Below are 4,343 nucleotides of genomic sequence, written 5' to 3'. Positions count from 1 at the left end.
TTGGCGTGTGCGTCGTCTCTCCCCCCCCCCCCCCCCCCCTCCCCCCCCCCCCCCCCCCCCCCCCCCCCCCCCCCCCCCCCCCCCCCAAGCCCGCTCCCACGTTTCAGCGCTCTTCTTCAGGTAACCGGTAAACAACAATGACAACACCCAGCCACTTCTCCCCCGACCACCCGGTCCCCCTCCACCACCGCCAGTTCGGCGCCCGCGACCTGTTCTCGCTGTGGTTCTCCCTCGGCATCGGCCTGATGGTCCTGCAGGTCGGCGGGCTGCTGGCCACGGGCCTGGGCCTGGCCGGGTCGATCCTGGCGATCACCCTGGGCACGGCGGTGGGCGTGTTGCTGCTGGCGGCGGCCGGGGTGATCGGCAGCGACACCGGGCTGTCGGCCATGGCCACCCTGCGCCTGTCGCTGGGCCGCCACGGCGCGCGCCTGCCGGCACTGCTCAACCTGCTGCAGCTGGTGGGCTGGGGCTCGTTCGAGATCATCGTCATGCGCGATGCCGCGAGCCTGCTGGGCGCGCGCACCTTCGGCGAGGACAGTGGCTGGAACAGCCCGCTGCTGTGGACGTTGTGCTTTGGCGCCCTGGCCACCTTGCTGGCGGTCAGCGGGCCTTTGGCGTTCGTGCGCAAGGTGCTGCGCAAGTGGGGGATCTGGCTGCTGCTCGGCGCTTGCCTGTGGTTGACCTGGAACCTGTTCGCCAAGGCGGACCTGGCCGAGCTGTGGCGCCGCCCGGGTGACGGGTCGCTGTCGCTGGCGCTGGGCTTTGATATCGTCATCGCCATGCCGCTGTCGTGGCTGCCGTTGATCGCCGACTATTCGCGTTTCGGCAAGCGCGCCAGCCGGGTATTCGGCGGGACCGCGCTGGGCTTCTTCATTGGCAATGCCTGGTTGATGAGCCTGGGCGTGGCCTACACTCTGGCCTTCGCCCCGAGCGGCGAGGTGAATGCACTGCTGCTGGCCCTGGCTGGCGCCGGGCTGGGCATTCCGCTGTTGCTGATTTTGCTCGACGAGTCGGAGAACGCCTTTGCCGATATTCACTCGGCAGCGGTTTCAACCGGCCTGCTGGTGAAAATGAAGGTCGAGCACCTGGCGCTGGCCATTGGCGTGCTGTGCACCCTGATCGCACTGCTGGCGCCCTTGGCGCAGTACCAGAACTTCCTGCTGTTGATCGGCTCGGTGTTTGCGCCGCTGTTCGGCGTGGTGCTGGTGGACCACTTCGTGGTCCGCCGTCGGCGCCTGCCGGCGCTGGTCGACGGGCTGCATTGGCAAGCGCTGCTGGCCTGGGCGGTGGGCGTGGCGGCTTACCATGTCATGGCCAATGAGGCGCCGGAGCTAGGGGCGACCCTGCCGGCACTGCTGCTGGCAGGGGTGTTGCACGGGCTGCTGTCGATCAGCCGCGGCCGGGAAACAGCTCAGGCCTGAGTACGCCGTTGAGGCGCGGGTAGGGGATCTTCAGCTCGACGTGGCCCATGGAGTAGGGCGCGATGGCATAAACCTCGTACTTGACGATCACCGCGCCGTAGGTCAGGGCGATGTGCGGCGACTGCTTGAACGGCCAGGTCTTGACGAACTCGGGGTCCTTGTCCACGCCGGTGCTGATCTGCCAGGCGCGGTGGGACTCCTCGACGGTCTTCCAGAAGGTCTCTTTCTGGCCGGGCACCAGCATGTCGTCCAGGGTCAGCACCTTGTCCAGCTTGCGCGAGTAGTTGATGAAGCCGCGCCCGGGCATGCCGTGGGCGCCGCCGCTGTCGAGGTAGCTGGACAGCTCGACGATCACCAGCCCGTCATGCTGCTCGCGTACCTTGGCTTGCAGGTAGCTGCTGTTGCGCTTGTCGGCGCGGGCCAGGTACTGCTGCTCATAGGCCTGCAGCGAGGCTGGCGGGGTGCCGCGCTGGTTGTCCTCGGTCAGTTGCAGCAGGCGTTTTTCGACGATGGCGTCGAGCTTGGGCAGCGCCGGGAAGTGCACGGTGTCGATGTTCACCAGCGGGCAGTCGCTCTCGCTGCAGCCGGGTTTTACATGCTCCCAGGCGTCGCGCTTGACCTCGAGCGGTGCCCGGTAGTTGGGCGTGAACAGGCTCTGGCAGGCGCTCAGGGCGACTGCCAGCACGGCCACGGAAGTCAGTTTGACTAGCGTCATGATGATCCTTGCACAACGGTGATGATCGGCCTTGGACCGCCTGCGCGGCCTTCAGTTCGCCACTAAGCTAACAGAGAGCGTAGCGCCTGTCCCGAGTGCCCGAACGGTCGCCACAAAGGGATGAAACCGGGCGGCGCGCAGAGTAGGATTGCGCGATGCGGTAAACGAGGTAATGAGGAGTTTGCATGACGGACACGTTGAATTCGCTGCCCAGCCAGGTCGAGATCGCGAAGCGCGAGCAGTTGTTCAAGGGCTTCTACAAGCTCGACAAGCTGCACCTGCGCCATGAACTGTTCGCCGGGGGCATGAGCCGTGAGTTCACCCGCGAGCTGTTCGTGCGCCATGACGCGGTCTGCGTGCTGCCCTACGATCCGCAGCGCGACGAAGTCGTGCTGATCGAGCAGTTCCGGGTGGGCGCCATAGGCAAGGTGGCCAATCCGTGGCTGATCGAGATGGTGGCCGGCCTGATCGACAAGGACGAACAGCCGGAGGAAGTCGCCCATCGCGAGGCCGATGAGGAAGCTGGCCTTACCTTCAGCGCGCTGTGGCCGATGACCTGCTACTTCCCGTCCCCGGGCGGCAGCGATGAATACGTTCATCTGTTCCTCGGCCGTTGCGTCAGTGAAGGGGCCGGTGGCCTGCATGGCCTGGAAGAAGAGAGCGAGGATATCCGCGTGCGGGTGTGGGCGTTCGAGGATGCGTTGCAGGCAGTGCGCGACGGGCGCATCTGCAATGCCGCGACGATCATCGGCCTGCAATGGCTGGCGCTCAACCGTGACGAAGTACGAGGTATGTGGAAGTGAACCTGCTGCGCGAGCGTTATCGAGTCGACCTGGTCGGGCTGCAGACGGCCTGTGAGGCCAACTACGCCCGCCTGATGCGCCTGCTGCCGGAGATGCGCACCACGCAAAGCTCGCGGCGCATCGGCATGACCCAGGGTGACCAGATGCTCGGTGTGCTGGTGCTCGAAGTGCTGTTGGCCTGCCCCTATACCACCACCCTGCGGGTGCGTCAGGAGCACAGCCTGCCGTGGTTGCCGGTGCCTGAGCTTGAGGTGCAGGTGTATCACGACGCGCGGATGGCCGAAGTGGTCAGCGCCGAGCATACCCGCCGCCTGCACAGCATCTACCCGTACCCCAACACGGCGATGCACCAGCCCGACGAGAAGGCCCAGCTCAACCTGTTCCTCGGCGAATGGCTCAGCCACTGCCTGGCCTGTGGCCACGAACTGGCGACCGTGCGCTGAAATGTGACGCCCGTCGGCTTCGAGTATTTGCTCCAAAGCGATCCATCGCCATAATCCGTGCTGAATCCGTTCGAGGAGACGGCCGTTGCCGCAAGCACTTTTCGCAGAGTCACCCGTTCATGTGGTGCAACTGACCGATGCCCATCTGTTCGCCGATCCCGCTGGGACGCTGCTGGGGCTCAATACCCGCGACAGCCTTGAACATGTGGTGGCGCAGGTGCGCCGGGAGCAGCCGCGCATAGATCTTTTGCTGTGCACGGGGGATCTGTCCCAGGATGCCAGCGTGGCCTCCTATGAAGCATTCCGTGGGCTGACCGCCGGGTTCGGTGCGCCGGCACGCTGGTTGCCGGGCAATCATGACGAAGCCCAGGTAATGGCCAAGGTGGCGCCGGAGCTGATCACGGCGGTGACCGATATCGGCGCCTGGCGCGTCGTGATGCTCGATTCGGCGGTGGTCGGTGCCACGTTCGGGCTGCTGACCGAAGACCAGCTGGCCACGCTGGATCAGGCGTTGGCCACTGCCGGTGAGCGTCATTGCCTGGTGTGCTGCCACCACCAGCCGGTGGATATCGGTTGTGCGTGGATGGCGCCAATCGGGTTGCGTAATGCTGACCAGCTGCTGCTGCGCATAAAAAGTTACCCACAGGTGAAAGCGCTGCTCTGGGGGCATGTTCACCAGGAATGGGACGAGGTGTGCGAGGGTGTGCGCTTGCTGGCCACGCCCTCGACCTGCATTCAGTTTGCGCCGGGCAGCGAGGACTTCCAGGTGAGTGAAGAGCAGCCGGGGTATCGCTGGTTGCGCTTGCATGCCGACGGGCGGTTGGAGACCGGGGTGGAGCGGGCGCTGGATTTCGTGGTGAAACTGGATTTCGACAGCCCGGGCTACTGACCAGGTCAGTGGCGAGGTGCGTGGGAGCGGGCTTGCCCCGCGATTGCGATGGTGGCTTTGGCACTGCAATCG

5 protein-coding genes are annotated in these 4,343 nt (G+C 65.6%); 4 read left to right on the top strand and 1 reads right to left on the bottom strand.

Translation table 11 applies throughout. The annotated features are described in order from the left end of the window. The first annotated feature begins 137 nt into the window (after positions 1-137). The gene (cytX, locus tag ACO6VM_RS27465; RefSeq protein WP_390965884.1) at positions 138-1,421 is read left to right on the top strand and encodes a putative hydroxymethylpyrimidine transporter CytX; all 1,284 of its coding nucleotides are present in this window, start codon (positions 138-140) and stop codon (positions 1,419-1,421) included. Here the strand turns inward: cytX and ACO6VM_RS27460 are convergent. Then, positions 1,390-2,136 carry an RsiV family protein gene (locus ACO6VM_RS27460; RefSeq protein ID WP_401055452.1) on the bottom strand — a complete coding sequence of 249 codons (747 nt, stop codon included), beginning with the start codon at positions 2,134-2,136 and terminating at the stop codon, positions 1,390-1,392. The genes cytX and ACO6VM_RS27460 overlap by 32 nt on opposite strands. 185 nt (positions 2,137-2,321) lie before the next feature. Here ACO6VM_RS27460 and ACO6VM_RS27455 point away from each other — a divergent pair, with 185 nt between their 5' ends. From ACO6VM_RS27455 to cpdA, 3 genes are all read left to right on the top strand, one after another. Further along, positions 2,322-2,939 (top strand): NUDIX domain-containing protein, encoded by a 618-nt coding sequence (locus ACO6VM_RS27455; RefSeq protein WP_125860684.1) that lies wholly within the window; start codon positions 2,322-2,324, stop codon positions 2,937-2,939. After that, positions 2,930-3,382: a DUF1249 domain-containing protein gene (locus ACO6VM_RS27450; protein WP_110996469.1), complete on the top strand. Its 453-nt coding sequence runs from the start codon at positions 2,930-2,932 to the stop codon at positions 3,380-3,382. Before ACO6VM_RS27455 ends, ACO6VM_RS27450 begins: the two co-directional genes overlap by 10 nt. A gap of 85 nt (positions 3,383-3,467) precedes the next feature. After that, positions 3,468-4,271 carry a 3',5'-cyclic-AMP phosphodiesterase gene (gene cpdA / locus ACO6VM_RS27445; protein WP_422404069.1) on the top strand — a complete coding sequence of 268 codons (804 nt, stop codon included), beginning with the start codon at positions 3,468-3,470 and terminating at the stop codon, positions 4,269-4,271. The last annotated feature ends 72 nt before the right edge of the window (positions 4,272-4,343 follow it).

It is taken from the genome of Pseudomonas sp. GZD-209, from assembly GCF_049310485.1.
Taxonomy (GTDB): domain Bacteria; phylum Pseudomonadota; class Gammaproteobacteria; order Pseudomonadales; family Pseudomonadaceae; genus Aquipseudomonas; species Aquipseudomonas sichuanensis.
This window is presented reverse-complemented; position numbering and strand designations above follow the sequence as displayed.